This is a genomic window from Pseudomonas sp. 008 (genome assembly GCF_016861935.1).
Taxonomy (GTDB): Bacteria; Pseudomonadota; Gammaproteobacteria; order Pseudomonadales; family Pseudomonadaceae; genus Aquipseudomonas.
Genome location: NZ_BOMA01000001.1, coordinates 67,328 through 82,736 on the forward strand (window position 1 = coordinate 67,328; position 15,409 = coordinate 82,736).

Annotated in this window: 13 protein-coding genes; 1 reads left to right on the forward strand and 12 read right to left on the reverse strand. The window is 59.6% G+C overall.

Annotation, left to right across the window (positions count from 1 at the left end; all coding sequences use genetic code 11):
• Nucleotides 1–33 precede the first annotated feature (33 nt).
• The 3 genes from JUI81_RS00300 to argH form a co-directional block, all read right to left on the reverse strand.
• Complete coding sequence (locus JUI81_RS00300; RefSeq protein WP_018929141.1) at nucleotides 34–798, reverse strand: amino acid ABC transporter ATP-binding protein; 765 nt, start codon at nucleotides 796–798, stop codon at nucleotides 34–36.
• A 10-nt stretch (nucleotides 799–808) separates the two neighbouring features.
• Nucleotides 809–1,687: an amino acid ABC transporter permease gene (locus tag JUI81_RS00305; RefSeq protein ID WP_007934200.1), complete on the reverse strand. Its 879-nt coding sequence runs from the start codon at nucleotides 1,685–1,687 to the stop codon at nucleotides 809–811.
• Nucleotides 1,688–1,832: 145 nt separating this feature from the next.
• The gene (gene argH / locus JUI81_RS00310; RefSeq protein WP_096480237.1) at nucleotides 1,833–3,260 is read right to left on the reverse strand and encodes an argininosuccinate lyase; all 1,428 of its coding nucleotides are present in this window, start codon (nucleotides 3,258–3,260) and stop codon (nucleotides 1,833–1,835) included.
• Between the two features lie 296 nt (nucleotides 3,261–3,556).
• Between argH and JUI81_RS00315 the strand changes: the two genes are divergently transcribed.
• Nucleotides 3,557–4,522 carry a LysR family transcriptional regulator gene (locus JUI81_RS00315; protein WP_019578857.1) on the forward strand — a complete coding sequence of 322 codons (966 nt, stop codon included), beginning with the start codon at nucleotides 3,557–3,559 and terminating at the stop codon, nucleotides 4,520–4,522.
• Between the two features lie 142 nt (nucleotides 4,523–4,664).
• Here the strand turns inward: JUI81_RS00315 and JUI81_RS00320 are convergent, their stop codons facing one another.
• The 9 genes from JUI81_RS00320 to arnB are packed head-to-tail and all read right to left on the reverse strand — an operon-like array spanning nucleotide 4,665 to nucleotide 15,063.
• Entirely contained in the window at nucleotides 4,665–6,203 is a 1,539-nt protein-coding gene (locus JUI81_RS00320) for a glycosyltransferase family 39 protein (RefSeq protein WP_019578858.1), read from the reverse strand.
• Between the two features lie 56 nt (nucleotides 6,204–6,259).
• Entirely contained in the window at nucleotides 6,260–7,624 is a 1,365-nt protein-coding gene (locus tag JUI81_RS00325) for a UDP-glucose/GDP-mannose dehydrogenase family protein (RefSeq protein ID WP_204123344.1), read from the reverse strand.
• The gene (arnF, locus tag JUI81_RS00330) at nucleotides 7,621–8,034 is read right to left on the reverse strand and encodes a 4-amino-4-deoxy-L-arabinose-phosphoundecaprenol flippase subunit ArnF (RefSeq protein ID WP_019578860.1); all 414 of its coding nucleotides are present in this window, start codon (nucleotides 8,032–8,034) and stop codon (nucleotides 7,621–7,623) included. Before arnF ends, JUI81_RS00325 begins: the two co-directional genes overlap by 4 nt.
• Nucleotides 8,031–8,375, reverse strand: coding sequence for a 4-amino-4-deoxy-L-arabinose-phosphoundecaprenol flippase subunit ArnE (gene arnE / locus JUI81_RS00335; RefSeq protein ID WP_018925830.1), 345 nt, complete (start codon nucleotides 8,373–8,375; stop codon nucleotides 8,031–8,033). The genes arnF and arnE overlap by 4 nt, the downstream gene beginning before the upstream one ends.
• Complete coding sequence (gene arnT / locus JUI81_RS00340; RefSeq protein WP_096480236.1) at nucleotides 8,372–10,027, reverse strand: lipid IV(A) 4-amino-4-deoxy-L-arabinosyltransferase; 1,656 nt, start codon at nucleotides 10,025–10,027, stop codon at nucleotides 8,372–8,374. Before arnT ends, arnE begins: the two co-directional genes overlap by 4 nt.
• Entirely contained in the window at nucleotides 10,024–10,908 is an 885-nt protein-coding gene (gene arnD / locus JUI81_RS00345) for a 4-deoxy-4-formamido-L-arabinose-phosphoundecaprenol deformylase (protein ID WP_019578863.1), read from the reverse strand. The genes arnT and arnD overlap by 4 nt, the downstream gene beginning before the upstream one ends.
• A complete protein-coding gene (arnA, locus tag JUI81_RS00350; protein ID WP_204123345.1) occupies nucleotides 10,908–12,902 on the reverse strand; it encodes a bifunctional UDP-4-amino-4-deoxy-L-arabinose formyltransferase/UDP-glucuronic acid oxidase ArnA in 1,995 nt (664 codons plus the stop codon). Before arnA ends, arnD begins: the two co-directional genes overlap by 1 nt.
• Nucleotides 12,899–13,918 (reverse strand): undecaprenyl-phosphate 4-deoxy-4-formamido-L-arabinose transferase, encoded by a 1,020-nt coding sequence (arnC, locus tag JUI81_RS00355; RefSeq protein WP_096480234.1) that lies wholly within the window; start codon nucleotides 13,916–13,918, stop codon nucleotides 12,899–12,901. Before arnC ends, arnA begins: the two co-directional genes overlap by 4 nt.
• A complete protein-coding gene (gene arnB / locus JUI81_RS00360) occupies nucleotides 13,915–15,063 on the reverse strand; it encodes a UDP-4-amino-4-deoxy-L-arabinose aminotransferase (RefSeq protein ID WP_018925835.1) in 1,149 nt (382 codons plus the stop codon). The genes arnC and arnB overlap by 4 nt, the downstream gene beginning before the upstream one ends.
• Between the last annotated feature and the right edge of the window lie 346 nt (nucleotides 15,064–15,409).

Genomic DNA, 15,409 nt, shown 5'->3' on the forward strand with positions numbered 1-15,409 from the left:
TCTCTTATGAGTGTTGTGAGCGCCAAAGGACGCTTAGGTTCGAACGGCAGAAATGAAGCTTTGGGTGCGTGGGTTTTGCGGACTTATTAGTATTTCTTCGGGGCTTCCAGCCTCCACGATCTGCCCGCCGTCCATGAACACCATGCGGTTGGAAACCTCGCGAGCGAAGCCCAGTTCATGGGTGACGACGATCATGGTCATGCCGGTTTGCGCCAGATCGCGCATCACCGACAGCACCTCTCCGACCAGTTCCGGGTCGAGTGCCGAAGTGGGTTCATCGAACAGCATCAGCTTGGGGCGCATGGCCAATGCACGGGCAATGGCGACACGTTGTTGCTGACCACCCGACAATTCGATCGGGTAGCTGTTGCGCTTGTCGGCCAGGCCGACGCGAGCGAGCAGTTCCACGGCTTCTTCGTGCGCTTCTTTGGGCGAACGCTTGAGTACCTGGCACGGCCCTTCGATGATGTTTTGCAGCACAGTCATGTGCGGGAACAGGTTGAAACGCTGGAACACCATGCCGGTGGCCAGGCGTTGACGGGCGATCTGCGACTCGTTGAGCTCGTGCAGTTTGTTGCCGACGATCCGGTAACCCACCAGTTCGCCGTCGACCCACAGGCCGCCCTTGTCGATTTTTTCCAGCTGATTGACGCAGCGCAGCAGGGTGCTTTTGCCGGAGCCGGACGGGCCGATGATGCACAGCACTTCGCCCTGCTCGACTTCGATGTTGATGTCCTTGAGCGCGTGGAAATGGTCGTAATACTTGTTCAGGCTCACGGCCTTGACGATGCTTCTCATGTTGGGCTCCTCAAGAACGCTTGCCGGCGCCGCGAGCGAAACGACGCTCCAGACGGCTTTGACCGAAGGACAGGACGGTGACGGTGGCCAGGTACCAGATACCGGCGACGATCAGCAGCTCCATCACGCGTGCGTTGGCGTAGTAGATGTTCTGCGCGTTGTAGAGCAGCTCCGAGTACTGGATGACGCTCGCCAGGGAGGTCATTTTCACCATGCCGATGAATTCGTTACCGACCGGCGGAATGATGATCCGCATGGCCTGGGGCAGGATGATCCGGCGCAGCGCTTGCAAGCGCGGCATGCCGATCGACTTGGCGGCCTCGTACTGGCCGGTGTCCACTGACAACAGGCCGGCACGCACCACTTCGGCGGTGTAGGCGCCCTGATTGATGCTCAAACCGAGGAGGGCGGCGACGAAGGGCGTCATCAGGCTCACGGTGTCCATTTCGAACAGGCCGGGGATGCCGATGGTGGGAAAGATCAGCGCCAGGTTGAACCACAGCAACAGCTGCAGGATCAGCGGCGTGCCACGGAACAGCCAGGTGTAGATCAGCGCTACATAGCGCAGGATCGGGTTGGCCGACATGCGCATGATCGCCGTGATCACCCCGAAGACAATGCCCAGCGCCATCGCCAGCACCGCCATGACGATGGTGTTGAGCAAGCCCCACATGATCGCTTGCGAAGTGAGGAACTGGCCGATGTACGACCATTCAATCTTGCCTTCGGCGAAGGCTCGTACCAGGCCGATAATCGCAATGACGATGACGCTGGCGAAGAAAATCCGCCCGTAGTAACGCCGTGGCACGTGTTGGTACTGGGTGATATCGAACTGGTTTTCCGCCAGTTTGCGCTCCGCCTGGAGTCGTTCTGCCTGTGTCTGGCTCATGTTGGTACTCCGTACACTGTTCTTTCAGATCAAGCACAATCCCCTTGTAGGAGCCGGCTTGCTGGCGATGGAGTGTCAGTCGACATCAATTCAGCTGACACACCATCGCCAGCAAGCCGGCTCCTACAAGGTTTTGCGTTGTCTATCAGAGGCGGAAGCCCTGATAGTTCTCGGTCCACTCCTGCTGCGCGACAAGGGCGGTTTTCAGTCGGCCGATCTGCTCGCGCACCTGTTGCGGCGCGGTACCGCCCCAGCCACTGCGGGCGGCGATGGCGGCTTCGAGGGTCAGGCTGTCGCGCACCTCAGGTGTCAGGCGCGGATCGATCTCGGCCAGCAGCGCCGGCGAGGCTTCCCACAGTTCGATGTCATGTTTCTCGCAGGCCTGGACCAATGCGCCGGTGATTTCATGCGCTTCCTTGAACGGCACGCCGCGCACTGCTAACCAGTCGGCGACTTCGGTGGCAAGGGTGAAACCCAGCGGTGCCTGACGGCGCAGTTCTTCGACGTTGACCTTCATGGTCGCGACCATCCCGGCCATGGCCGGCAGCACCAGCAGCAGGGTGTCGACGCTGTCGAGCACGCCGTTCTTGTCTTCGCTCAAGTCACGGTTGTAGGACAGCGGCAGGGATTTGAGCGTCGACAGCAGACCGGTCAGGTTGCCGATCAAGCGGCCAGCCTTGCCCCGGGCCAGTTCGGCGATGTCCGGGTTTTTCTTCTGCGGCATGATAGAACTGCCGGTGGCGTAGGCATCGTCCAGCGCGACCCAGCGAAATTGCCGCGACGACCACAGGCAGAATTCTTCGGCGAGGCGGGAAATGTTGATCCCGAGCATGCTGGCGATAAACAGGAACTCGGCGACGTGATCGCGGCTGGCCACGGCGTCGATGGAGTTTTCGCACACGCCGCTGTAGCCCATTTCCTTGGCCGACTGCTGGGGCAGGCGAGCGATGGCGGAACCGGCCATGGCCGCTGCACCCAGTGGCGACAGCGAGGTGCGCGCGTCCCAGTCCACCAGACGCTGCACGTCGCGCAGCATCGATTGGGCGTGGGCCAGCAAGTGATGAGCGAAGACGATCGGCTGGGCTTGTTGCAAGTGAGTGAAACCCGGGCAGATGCTCTCGACGTGTTGCTCGGCCTGCTCCACCAGCGCTTGCTGCAAGGCCAGCACTTCAACGGCCAACGTACGGACGTGATCACGCAGGAACAGCCGCAGGTCGTTGGCAGTCTGGTCGTTGCGCGAACGGCCGGCGCGCAGCTTGCCACCCAGTGCGCCGAGGCGTTCGGTCAGCAGGCGCTCGATGAAGGTGTGCACGTCTTCGTCGTCCGGGGTCGGCGCGATGCTGCCGGCACGGAAGTCATCACCGATGCGCTGCAGGGCGTCGAGCATGGTCTGGGTTTCCTGCTCGCTCAGAAGACCGGCGCGCTGCAATTCCCGGGCATGCGCCTTGGAACCGGCGAGGTCGTACGGGGTGAGGCGAAAGTAGCGCTCGGGGCAACGGGACAGCGCCGCCAGGGCTTCGGACGGGCCGCTCTTGAAGCGGGCACCCCAGAGACGGTCGGTGGTTTGAGACATTGTTGTTTTCCTCGTCGGTAACGCGAACTGATATCGGTGTGCAGAGCCTGAAACACTTCCCGGAAATTATTCGGGTGTGGTCATGGCCAAGCAGTGTTCAAGAGGGCAGTTGCTAAAGGGCGAGAGCTGATCGAAGTGTCAGCTTTTAATAGTTCGAAATCAGTGAGTTGGCACTGATCGGCGGGATTTATTAACGGTTGCCAAGCCTTGTTTTCTGTGTTCATTATTATTAGCCAGCACTGTTTTTGTTGTTGGACACAGGTTGTTGAATAGGGCGCCAGAGGTAAATAAGCATTATGGAAACCCCACTTTCCAATTCCGGAAACCCGCCGTTAAAAACGGTACATCGGGCGCCGTTGGCCCTCAGCGGCCTGGACTTCAAACTGCTCAAAGTATTCAAGGCCGTGGTCGAGGCTGGCGGCTTCAGTGCGGCGCAGAATGAGCTGAACGTGGGCTTGGCGGCCATCAGCAAACAGATTTCCGACCTTGAGATTCGTATTGGCATGCGCCTGTGTACCCGGGGGCGGGAAGGGTTTCACCTGACCGAAGAAGGGCGTCTGGTGTATCAGGCGTCGATCGATTTATTTGCCTCGGTCGATAACTTTCGTGATCGGCTTAGTTCAGCTCAGAATGAACTTATTGGCGACCTTGGGGTGGGCGTCATTGATAATACAATTACGGATTCCAATTCTCCGTTAGTTGCGGCGATTAGAAGAATAAATGAAGAGTCGCCGAAAGTAAGATTTCAACTTCAGGCATCGCAGTTAGATGAAGTGGAAAGAGGCGTGGTCGAGGGGCGGTTAGTGGCCGGGATCGTGCCGGTTTATCAAAAAAGAGAAGAGTTCGATTACTTCCCGCTGTATGAAGAACGCTCGTACGTGTATTGCGCCGTCGGTCATCCACTGTTCTCGGTGCCGGAGGCGGACATGGGCGGCAATGTGCTGCAGGATTACGAGTGCATCAACCACCGCTACGCGATCCATCGGGACAAACTGAATTTTGCCCGCTACGACAGCTTTTCCGCTTCGGCGACTCAAGTGGAAGCCGTGGCGCTGCTGGTCAAGACGGGCCGTTTCGTCGGTTTTCTGCCCGAGCATTACGCGGCAAACCTGGTGGCTCAGGGACAGTTTCGGGCGGTGCGTCCGGACCTGATCAACATCGTCACGCCGTTCAATCTGATCCTGCGCCACAACACTGTGCGCAGTCCGTTGGTGAAGGCGTTTGCCCAGGCGCTGGGGGTGGATTTGAAGGCGCCGGTTTAACCTCAAACGTAGGCGTTCAAGTGTGGTTAACAGTAACTAACGGACAATACATGGATACGCAGGAGCTACTGCAGGCTGCGATCTTTGATCTTGCTCTTCAGCAACATCGAAACCATCAAAAGATCGCAACCTGCGGCAGTTCCTACAAGGGAGGCGTGTGCAGCAATACGAAATCGTTTTTATCGAAACGTCCGCTCAATACCGGTGGCTGGGCACCCAGCGGAGTGCCTTGCAAGGCGTTGTAGTCGTTTCGGTCCATCATCAGCCAGGCCGGCCCCGAGAGGGCTTCCAGTTCCTGTGTCGATTCGGTGAACACCGGTTGAAAGTCTTGCTCGATATTGACCATGAACTTGATCGCCTTGGCGTCTTTGCCCATGCCGTGCAGCACCAATGGCGCCGGGGCTTTTTGAATCTCTGCGAACGCGGCTCGGCTGAAGGCTTGCGTATCGTAAAGCTGACGTTCGACCGGTTCATATACCAGGATATAAACCGACCACAGCGCGAGGACTGCGCAACAGGCCAGCACCTCGGCTCGCCAGCGAGCGCGAAACCAAGCCGCCAGCGTGATGACTTGCAGAGCCGCAAGCACGATCAATACCGGCACAAAGGCAGGAGGTTGTGCTGGCAGACGCCGCTGAATGATCAGCAATGCGACAATCAACACCCCCGGTATCACCAACCACAGCCCTTGCATCAAACCCCGCAACCAACCGAATACCCGACCTTGCGCCACCTGAAACGGGTACGCCGCAATGATCGCTGCCATGGGCAGCATCGGCAGCAGGTAACGGGCCTTTTTCGCCTGGGGAATCGATAAGCCAATCATCACGATCAACCCGGCCGCCGTGCAGTATTGCAACAAGCGTAATGCCGGACCTGCCTGCCGTGGATTCGTCAGCCAGACCGCGGCCAATACCAGCAGTGCCAATGGATAAGCGAGCGCATAGTTGCCAAACGAAGCGGTGAAGTAATACAGCGAACCACTGACGCCTTCACTGCCGTCCATGCGCCCCATGAACTGCATGCGCACCACGTCATGCATGAAGGCCGTTCCACCACTGGCTTCGGCCAGCCACAGCAGTGCGCCAACGCACACCACCAACAACACCGCCGCCAACAGGCCAAAACCGAACAACCGTGACCATTGGCGATTGAGCAGGTAGTAGCTGCACAGCATGCCGGTGGGGATCACCAGCCCGATCGGCCCGCGAATCCCGAAGCCCAACAGCAGCAGCACAAAAATCAGCGGCCACCGACGGGGCATGGCGAAATGATCGGCGGCGTACCCAAGGTAGAACACCGAAAAGGCCACGGCCGCCAGCATCAGGTCCTGGGACACGGCACGGGTTTCAGTGACAAATGTACTGGTGAGCAACATCAACGCGATGCTCAGCAGTGCCCAGCGTGTGGAGCAGGGCGCGACCAACCGGTACATCAACGTGACGATCACCGCAGCGCCGATGGCAGTCGGCAACCACGCGGTGAGGCTATTGACCTGACCGAACGGCAGGGACAACAGCCAGACAAACACCGTAGACAGCGCCGAGTAATCGGCATAGGGCTGGCCATAGGTGGTCGGGAAAAACGACGGCCCGTGGCGCAGCATCTCCTGGGCGAACAGCACGAACCGCGAATCGAAACCGATTGCTGTTTGCTGATAGACCCCCGCGATGAACAGCATGAACGTCAGCAGCCCGAACCCTAAGGACTGCCGACGAATGCTGGGCGATACCGTACTCACGCGATGACTGAGGCCGCTGGAATCGGTAACTTGCACGATTCACCGCGGCCCATCGGGAAGTACAGGAAACCGCTGCGCGCCAGGCGCTCGGCGTCGTACAGGTTACGTCCGTCGAAAATCACCGGTGCATTCAGGCGTTGCTGGATCAGGTCGAAGTCCGGCGCCTTGAACTGCTGCCATTCGGTGCAGATGATCAACGCGTCGGCACCCGAAAGGACTGATTCCGGCGTGCCCATGAGCATCAGCTTCGGTTCGTCAGGATAAAGCTGTTGGGTTTCCTGCATGGCTTCCGGGTCGAACGCCCGTACATTGGCCCCCGCAGCCCACAACGATTCCAGCAGCACCCGGCTCGGCGCATCGCGCATGTCGTCGGTGTTGGGCTTGAAGGCCAGGCCCCACACGGCGAAGGTTTTGTCGCGTAAATCACCTTTGTAGAAGGCGTTGATGCGTTCGAACAGTTTGTGTTTCTGCCGCTGGTTGATGGCTTCTACCGCTTGCAGCAGGTCGCTGTTGCAATGGGCTTCTTCGGCACTGTGAATCAGTGCGCGCATGTCCTTGGGGAAACACGAGCCGCCGTAACCGCAGCCGGGGTAGATGAAGTGGTAACCGATGCGCGAATCGGCACCGATGCCCAGCCGTACCGATTCGATATCGGCACCCAGGTGTTCGGCCAGTTCGGCGATCTGGTTGATGAAGCTGATTTTGGTCGCCAGCATGCAGTTGGCGGCGTATTTGGTCAGCTCGGCGCTGCGCAGGTCCATGAACATGACGCGGTCATGGTTGCGGTTGAACGGTGCATAGAGGTCGCGCATCACCTCGCGCACTTCATCGCCTTCACAGCCGATGATGATGCGGTCCGGACGGCGGCAATCGGCCACGGCCGAACCTTCTTTCAAAAACTCCGGGTTGGAAACGATATCGAACTGCAACTGACGGCCGGCCCTGAGCAGGTACTCGTCGATATGAGCGCGCAGCGTATCGCCGGTGCCCACCGGTACCGTGGATTTTTCCACCAGAATCACCGGCTGTTCACGATGGCGCGCCACTGCTTCGCCCACGGACAACACGTATTGCAGATCCGCCGAACCATCCTCCCGGGACGGCGTGCCGACGGCGATGAACAGCACCTGGCCATGTTGCACCGCGAATTTTTCGTCCGAGGTGAACTGCAGCCGCTTGGCGTCCAGGCTTTCACGCACCAGGCTGGCCAGCCCCGGCTCGAAGATGCTGACGTGGCCTTGTTGCAGCAACGCAACTTTTTTCTCGTCAATGTCCATACACACTACATCGTGGCCGACTTCGGCCAGGACGGCGGCTTGCACCAGACCAACGTAACCGCTACCAAATACACTGATTTTCATGATGCACTCCTAAGTTCGGGCGCGCGAGCAGGTCGAGAATTAATAGTGATAACACCGAGGATGACCAGCGCCACTCCCAGGGTTTTTGAAAGACTGAAGGATTCGTTGAACAGCGGCAGGCTGGCGGCCAGCACATACACCAGCGCGTAGCTGATGCTCAGCAGCGAATAGGCACGACCCAGGGGCACATCCCGCAGGGCGGCGAGCCAGGTGAGCATCGACACGGCATAGGCGAGGATGGCGGCCAGCACGACAATCACAGCGGGCATATCGACGCTGCCGCTGCTCAAGGCCGCTAACCACTGTTCGGGATGTGGCAATCGAGTCATGCTCCAGCGCATGCCCAACTGCGCGGCGGTGCCCAGCACTACGCTGCCCATGGCAAAGGCAATTCCGCGACGCAGGCTCATGCGTGTTGCCCCAGCAACGCCACGCCACCAATCACCAGTGCCACGCCCAACCAATGACGGCGGTCGATGACTTCGTGAAAGACGAAACGGGCGACCAGTGTGATCAGCACGAAATTCAGGCTGAGCATAGGATAGGCGATACCGACTTCGAGGCGCTGCAACACCAGCAGCCAGACCAGCAAACCCAGCCCCAGAGAGGCGAGCGCCAGCCACAGCCAGGGCGAACGCAGTTTCTCGCCCCAGCCCGAGGTCTTGCCACGCCAGCTTTCCACGGCGTACTTCTGGGCGATCTGGCCAAGGCAAGTCAGCAGGCAGGCGGTCAGGAGCAGCAACAGGCTCATGACGCATCCCGAGGGAAGATCAGAATCACCAGGTTGCCTTGTTCATAACGCTTGCCATCCTTGGGTAGCAGTTCGATTTCTTGCAGTTCGTCATCCCCTTTGACCCGCATCACCACGCCGACCGAACCACTCTGACGCGCTTCGCGCATCCACTGTTGTACGTGCTTGAGATCGACCCGCTGCTGCATTGCATCTGGATCAGGATAGTCGAGGCCGTATTTCAATTCGCCTATCGTGTTGTATAACGCCACCTCGGGGCGTTTCAAGCGCCAGGCCAGGGCCGAAGCAGCGCCCAGGTCGTTGCTCAACAGCTTGTCGGTTTGCGCCAGCTCCGGGGCGTGCTGGAGGATGAACTGGTCGGGCATCTTGTTCGCCACCACCGAATCCGGCATGCCGGCCGGCAACACGCCGATCAGCAGCAAACTGCCAAAAGCCGGTGCCGCCCAGCATTGCAAGGGACGGAAGGCCTGCAGCAGGTTGGCCATGATCCAGCCGATCAACCCGATGAACACCAATACCAGGTTGTGCAGTTCGTGGGTGTACAGCGGCTTTTTCAGTTGCAGATAGACCAGCGCAATCAGGACGATCAGGCCCAGCGTCATGTTCAGCAGGCCATTGATCCCCAGCACCCGGCCTTGTTCCAGCTTCAGTCGGTCCGCCAGGGCATGGCCCAGCAACAACGCCAGAGGCAGCAGGCAGGGCATGATGTAGGTCGGCAGCTTGCCGTTGCTCAAGCTGAAAAACAGCAAGGGCATCAGCAACCACAGCAGCAGGAAAGCGATGTTGGCCTGACGCCGGGTCTGCCAGGCCTGTTTCAGCGCCGATGGCAGCAACGCCGCCCATGGCAGGCTGAACGCCACCAGCAGCGGCAGGTAGAACCACCATGGCGCATCGTGTTGGGCGTCATCCCCGGCGAAGCGGCGAATGTGTTCGTGCCAGAAGAAGAACCGCCAGTAATCGGGTTCCTGCGCGTGCACCGCCAAGGCCCACGGCAGGCTCACCGCGATGGCCACGACAATCGCCACCGGGCCGTAAGTCAGCAGTTCCCGCCAGCGTTTCTGCCAGAGCACCCAGGGCAGGGCGATCAACACCGGCAACGCCCAGGCGAGGAAGCCCTTGGTCATGAAACCCATGCCGCAGGCCAGCCCCAGCATTGTCCAGCCGAGCAGACGCTGGCCACGGCTGGTGCTATCAAACGCAAACCACAATGCCACCAGGCTCAGGTTGACCCAGAAGGTGAATTGCGGATCGAGGTTGGCGTAGCCGGCTTGCCCGGCGATGATCGCAAAACTCATGTACAGCAGCGCGCAAGCAAAACTCTTGCGCGGCTCGTTCCACAGCCGGTGAGCGATCAGGTAGCACAGCAATACGCTCAGCCCGGTGCTCAGCACCGAGGCGATACGCACGCCAAACAGATTGTCGCCAAACAGTGCCTGGCCGATGGCAATCATCCAGTAGCCCGCGATGGGTTTTTCGAAGTAACGCAGGCTCATGAAGTGCGGCGACACCCAGTTACCGCTCAGGAGCATGTCCTGGCTGATCTGGGCGTAACGGGTTTCGTCGGGAATCCAAAGGCCGTGGGTGCCCAGTGGCAACAAGTACGCCAGCAGCAGAACGACCAGTAATAACGGCAATGCCCAAGGTTTGCTCATGCGCCTTGAACCCCTAGCCATCCTTCGCGACCCTCAAGAGTGCCGCGTACGACCCGGCCCTTGGGCAAGATGGCGGGGGCGTCGGGAAGCAAATGGCCCAAGGGCTGGAAATGAATATCACGTTGGCGAGCATCGGCCAATAATTGGCGAAAATCGTTGGCCATCAGAATCCCTTCTACTTCGGCATGGACAGTGTAGACATTTAGTTTTTGCGGGGAGAACCGCTCAAGAATGAAGGTGTTGAAGTCTTTGGCCGCAACGGTCGGGCCAACCACTTCGTCGAAGGTCGGCAGGTCCACCGGAATCTGCGGTGCGCCCAGACTACCATTGGTCAGGATTGGCTGGAACAGGTGCTGGCCTCGACAATCGCTGTTGTAGCGAAAGCCGAAACCTTGCTTGGCTTCGATCACACGCTCGTCCGCCCGCCAACCGGCGGACGCCGAGCATTCGACTTTTTGACCGAGGATGTCACTGAGGCTATCGACGCCACGGCGAATTTGCTCGATCAGTTGCGCCTGGCTCCAGCGTCCGGCATTGGCCTGCCAGCCGTGGTGATCCCAGGCGTGCAGGCCGACTTCATGCCCGGCCGCCTGGGCCTGACGCATCAGGTGCCCGAGGTCGCGACCGATCGGTTTGCCCGGCCACGCAGTGCCGGCCAACAAAATATCCCAGCCATACAGGCCGGCAGCGTTGGAACGAAGCATCTTCCAGAGAAACTGCGGACGGATAAGGCGCCACAAGTGGCGCCCCATGTTGTCTGGCCCGACGCTGAAGAAAAACGTCGCCTTGACCTGTGCTTCATCGAGCATTTCGAGTAACCGCGGCACCCCTTCACGGGTGCCTCGGTAGGTGTCGACATCGATTCGAAGGCCTGCCTGCATCAACGTTTTTTGTCCGCGATTTCGAGCATGGCCTCGCGCAGGAAGAAGTCCAGCGTGTTGCCGATGGTTTCCTTCATCTCCACGGTCGGTGCCCAGTCAAGCAGACGCTTGGCGTTGGCGATGCTCGGTTTGCGGTGAGACACGTCCTGATAGCCAGTGCCGTAGAAGGCCTTGCTTTCGATATCGCGGAAACCGGCGAATGGCGGGAAGTTGTCGCGCAACGGGTGAGCTTCGAACTGACGCAGCAGTTCTTCGCCCAGCTGACGAATGCTGGCTTCGTTGTCCGGGTTGCCGATGTTGATGATCTGGCCGTTGCAGACATCGTTGTCGTTGTCGATGATCCGCGCCAGGGCTTCGACGCCATCGGCGATGTCGGTGAAGCAGCGTTTTTGTTCGCCGCCGTCGAACAGGCGAATTGGCGTGCCTTCCACCAGGTTCAGGATCAACTGGGTGATGGCCCGGGAGCTGCCGATACGCGCCGAGTCCAGACGGTCCAGGCGTGGGCCCATCCAGTTGAAAGGGCGGAACAGGGTGAAGTTCAGACCTTTCTGGCCGTAAGCCCAGATCACTCGGTCAAGCAGCTGCTTGGAGATCGAGTAGATCCAGCGTTGCTTGTTGATCGGCCCAACCACCAGGTTGGAGCTGTCTTCGTCGAAGTTGGCGTCCTGGCACATGCCATAGACTTCGGAGGTCGACGGGAAGATCACGCGCTTGTTGTATTTGACGCAGTAGCGAACCAGTTTCAGGTTCTCTTCGAAGTCCAGTTCGAATACACGCAGCGGATTGCGGGTGTATTCGATCGGCGTGGCGATCGCCACCAGCGGCAGGACCACGTCGCATTTCTTGATGTGGTACTCGATCCACTCCGAGTGGATGCTGATATCGCCTTCGACGAAGTGGAAGTTCGGATGGCTGCGCAGGCGCTCGATGGCGTCCGAGCCGATGTCCAGGCCGTACACTTCATAGCGGTCGTCACGCAGCAGGCGCTCGGACAGGTGATTGCCGATGAAGCCGTTGACGCCAAGGATCAGCACGCGGGTGCGACGCGGTGCACGGCCCGATTCGGCGCCACGCAGCACAGAACCGTCGACCAGCCCCAGTTCATTGGCCAGTTGTGGGCCGCTGAGGTACAGGCCGTTGTCGTTGCGTTGGCCGGCATTGATCACCAGCGAGTCTTCGCCGCAGGCGATTCGCAGCGGATCGACGCTGATAACCCGGCCCGGTGCCTGGCCTTCGTTGCCCTTGACGACATCCGCGCTCCAGACAATCAACTTGTGCTCGCCCACGGCACAGAACGCGCCCGGGTAAGGTTGGGTCACGGCGCGGACCAGATTGAACAGTTCTTCGGCCGGTTTGCTCCAGACCAGTTTGCCGTCCGCCGGGGTGCGACGGCCAAACACTGTGGCTTTGGATTCGTCCTGTGGGGTTTCGCTGATTTTGCCCTGAAGCAATGCAGGCAAGGTGTCGCGCAGCAGATCGCTGGCGGCCTGGCGCAATTTGCCGTGCAGGGTCAGCGCGGTATCGGCGCGCTCGATCGCCACCCGTTGCTGGGCAATGATGGCGCCGGCATCGGCACGTTTGACCATGCGGTGCAGGGTCACGCCGGTCTCGGTTTCACCGTTGACCAGTACCCAGTTGGCCGGTGCGCGGCCTCGGTAGCGAGGCAGCAACGAACCGTGCAGGTTGAAGGCGCCTTTGCTGGCCGTGGCCAGCAGTGGTTCGCTCAGCAGGTTGCGGTAGTAGAACGAAAACAGGTAATCGGGGTTGAGTTTGCTGATGCGCTCGATCCACAGCGGGTGGTTGGCGTCTTCCGGGGCGTGCACCGGGATGCCTTTACGGGCGCACAGTTGCGCAACCGAGCCATAGAACGCATTTTCCTTCGGGTCATCGGGATGGGTGAACACGGCTGCAATCTCGAAACCGCTGGCAAGCAGGGATTCGATGCCGGCACAGCCAATATCGTGATAAGCGAAGACAACAGCTTTTGCACTCATGAGAGAACCTGATCTGAAGAAGTGGAAGTGAGACCGTCAACGGTGACAACGGGGGCAGGAGCAGAAGGGGTGCTACGTAAAACTTTTTCGATAAAGAACCGTGGACGTGCCCGGACGTCGCTGTACATGCGGCCCAGGTACTCGCCCAGCAGGCCCATTCCAATGAATTGCCCACCGGTGAAAACGAACAGTACGGCGAACAGGACGAACGTACCGCCGCCCGCCCAGCCGGCGCCGAAAACCATGCGCAGCACAACCAGCGCGATGGCGAACAGCACGCCGAGCGCCGCCATGCCGAAGCCGACGATGCTCAGCAATCGCAGCGGTGTGGTTGTCATGCAGGTGACCAGATCGAACATCAGGTTGATCAGGCGCATCGGGCTGTATTTGGATTCGCCGTGTTCGCGCTCGGCGTGGGTCACCAGAATTTCCGTGGTGTGCCGGGCGAAACTGTTGGCCAGGATCGGGATGAAGGTGCTGCGTTCGCGGCAGGCGAGCATGGCGTCGACGATGGTCCGGCGGTAGGCGCGCAGCATGCAGCCGTAGTCGCTCATGGCAACGCCGGTGGAGCGTTGCACGGCGAGGTTGATCAGCTTCGACGGCCAGCGACGCAAGGCCGAGTCCTGACGGTTGTTGCGCACCGTGGCGACTACGTCATAGCCAAGTTCGGCCTGAGCCACCAGCCGCGGGATTTCTTCAGGCGGGTTTTGCAGGTCGGCGTCGAGGGTGATCACCACGTCGCCCTTGCATTGTTCGAACCCTGCCATGATCGCCGCATGCTGGCCGTAGTTGCGGTTGAGAATGACCGCCACCACCGGGCTGCCGTCGAGACTGGCCGCCTCCTCGAGGATTTGCGCCGAGTTGTCGCGGCTGCCGTCGTCGACCAACACAATTTCGTAGTCATGATGCAGTTGCTGGCACGCCGCTTCGGTGCGCCGGAGCAACTCGGGCAGACTGTCTTCCTCGTTATAGACCGGGATGACGATTGATACGCAACGGATCGGATAAGGTTTCACAGGCTTCTGTCCAGTGTTTTTTCAATGGCGCCGACGACACGATCGACATCATCGGTGGTCATGTCGGGGAACAACGGGATCGAACACAGCCGCGCCGAGTTCCATTCGGTGTTGGGCAGGTAGATGTTGGGGAAACGCTGCCGGTAGTAAGTGTGCAGGTGGGTGGCGATGAAGTGAATACCGGTGCCGATGTTCTGCTCCTGCAACGCCTTCATGAACGCCTCGCGATCCAGCCCGCAACGTTCGGCGTCAATGCGCAGGATGAACAGATGCCAGGCGTGCTGTTGCGCATGGGCCGGAATGGCCAGTGGTTGCACCGGCAGGCCTTCAAGGCGTTGCAGGTAGGTCTGGGCCAGCTCTGTGCGCTTGGCGTTGATCGCGTCCAGGCGTTCCAGCTGCACCAGGGCGATGGCGGCATTGATGTCGGCCAGGTTGTACTTGAAGCCGGGTTCGATCACCTGGGCCTGGGGTTTGCGGCCGTGGGTGAGGCGGTCGTAGGCGTCGACGCCCAGGCCATGGAACTTGAGCATGCGTACCCGATTGGCCAAGGCTTCATCGTCGCTGACGAACATCGCGCCCTCGGCGCAGGTCATGTTCTTGATCGCGTGGAACGAGAAGATCGCCGTGCCTTGGGCGCCGACATGCCGACCTTTATAGAAAGTGCCCGCCGCGTGAGCCGCGTCTTCGATGACGGTGATGCCATGTTTGTCGGCCAGAGCGTAGAGCGGATCGAGGTCGAATGCCGCGCCGGCGTAATGCACCGGAATGATTGCCTTGGTGCGAGGCGTGATCGCCGCTTCGATGCTCTCCAGGTCGCTCATCAACGTGTCGCGGTCAACGTCGACGAAAACCGGCGTCGCACCGAGCAGGCAGATCATGTTGGCGGTGGACACCCAGGTCTGGGACGGAGTGATGACTTCGTCGCCGGGACCGATACCCAAGGCCAATAAAGTAATGTGCATGCCACCGGTGGCCGAGGACAATGCGACGGCATGCCGACAGCCAACATAGTTGGCGAAGTGTTCTTCCAGTTGCTGGTTTTTCGGCCCGGTAGTGATCCAGCCAGAGCGCAGTACTTGCTCTACCGCAGCAATTTCTTCGTCGCCGATACTCGGGCGAGAGAAGGGGAGAAACGCCTGACTCATGGGCACCTCGGAACTGAAAAAAAATTAGACTATCAGGCTTGAACGTTGGATCCAACATCAGCGTAGACGCTAAAACAAAAGCCGCATCAAGCAGTTGCCAGTAATTTGTGACAAATTACATCGGTTGACTTTGCTTGTCATGCCCAGCGGATTGGACGCCATCAAGACGCCATCTCCGGTCCGTTGAGGGTAAGCGCGATTTTGTGAAAGGAACATGAAAAACCGGTAGGTGATTCGTTTTATTTCAAGCCCATACAGGCACTGTTCAGGCTTCTACCGGCTCACGCACTTTTTGTGGGGAAAGGCGTACAGAAGTGTCCGCCTTGATGGATTTGCGCTGCATTGC

Bases quoted from the DNA above. Each gene is read 5' to 3' on its own strand.
- JUI81_RS00300 (WP_018929141.1), bottom strand. From the start codon at position 798: ATGAGAAGCATCGTCAAGGCCGTGAGCCTGAACAAGTATTACGACCAT.
- JUI81_RS00305 (WP_007934200.1), bottom strand. From the start codon at position 1,687: ATGAGCCAGACACAGGCAGAACGACTCCAGGCGGAGCGCAAACTGGCG.
- argH (WP_096480237.1), bottom strand. From the start codon at position 3,260: ATGTCTCAAACCACCGACCGTCTCTGGGGTGCCCGCTTCAAGAGCGGC.
- JUI81_RS00315 (WP_019578857.1), top strand. From the start codon at position 3,557: ATGGAAACCCCACTTTCCAATTCCGGAAACCCGCCGTTAAAAACGGTA.
- JUI81_RS00320 (WP_019578858.1), bottom strand. From the start codon at position 6,203: ATGCTGTTCATCGCGGGGGTCTATCAGCAAACAGCAATCGGTTTCGAT.
- JUI81_RS00325 (WP_204123344.1), bottom strand. From the start codon at position 7,624: ATGAAAATCAGTGTATTTGGTAGCGGTTACGTTGGTCTGGTGCAAGCC.
- arnF (WP_019578860.1), bottom strand. From the start codon at position 8,034: ATGAGCCTGCGTCGCGGAATTGCCTTTGCCATGGGCAGCGTAGTGCTG.
- arnE (WP_018925830.1), bottom strand. From the start codon at position 8,375: ATGAGCCTGTTGCTGCTCCTGACCGCCTGCCTGCTGACTTGCCTTGGC.
- arnT (WP_096480236.1), bottom strand. From the start codon at position 10,027: ATGAGCAAACCTTGGGCATTGCCGTTATTACTGGTCGTTCTGCTGCTG.
- arnD (WP_019578863.1), bottom strand. From the start codon at position 10,908: ATGCAGGCAGGCCTTCGAATCGATGTCGACACCTACCGAGGCACCCGT.
- arnA (WP_204123345.1), bottom strand. From the start codon at position 12,902: ATGAGTGCAAAAGCTGTTGTCTTCGCTTATCACGATATTGGCTGTGCC.
- arnB (WP_018925835.1), bottom strand. From the start codon at position 15,063: ATGAGTCAGGCGTTTCTCCCCTTCTCTCGCCCGAGTATCGGCGACGAA.